The following is a 234-nucleotide window of genomic DNA, read 5'->3' as shown; positions in this document are numbered from 1 at the left end:
GCTGTCAATTATGTCAGCGACCGGATTGCGGTGATGTATCTGGGACAGATTGTCGACCTGGCCGACAGCAGGGAACTGTTTGACCATCCACTTCATCCCTATTCCAAGGCATTGTTCGACGCAGTGCCCATGGCCGATCCAAGGACCAGGAAGCGGCTGGGCCGGGGAGTGATTGAGGGGGAGGCGGAAATCCTGTCCGGGCATGGGGAGGGATGTCCTTTTTATCCCAGATGC

1 protein-coding gene is annotated in these 234 nt (G+C 57.3%); it reads left to right on the top strand.

Annotated features, from left to right (window positions below):
• A partial coding sequence (locus tag LK536_RS59170; RefSeq protein ID WP_506092384.1) for an oligopeptide/dipeptide ABC transporter ATP-binding protein occupies positions 1-234 on the top strand: 234 nt, incomplete at both ends.

It is taken from the genome of Clostridium pacaense (assembly GCF_020709765.2).
Taxonomy (GTDB): Bacteria; Bacillota; Clostridia; order Lachnospirales; family Lachnospiraceae; genus Enterocloster; species Enterocloster hominis.
The sequence above is the reverse complement of the archived record's forward strand: the minus strand, read 5'-3'. Positions and strand labels throughout refer to the sequence as shown.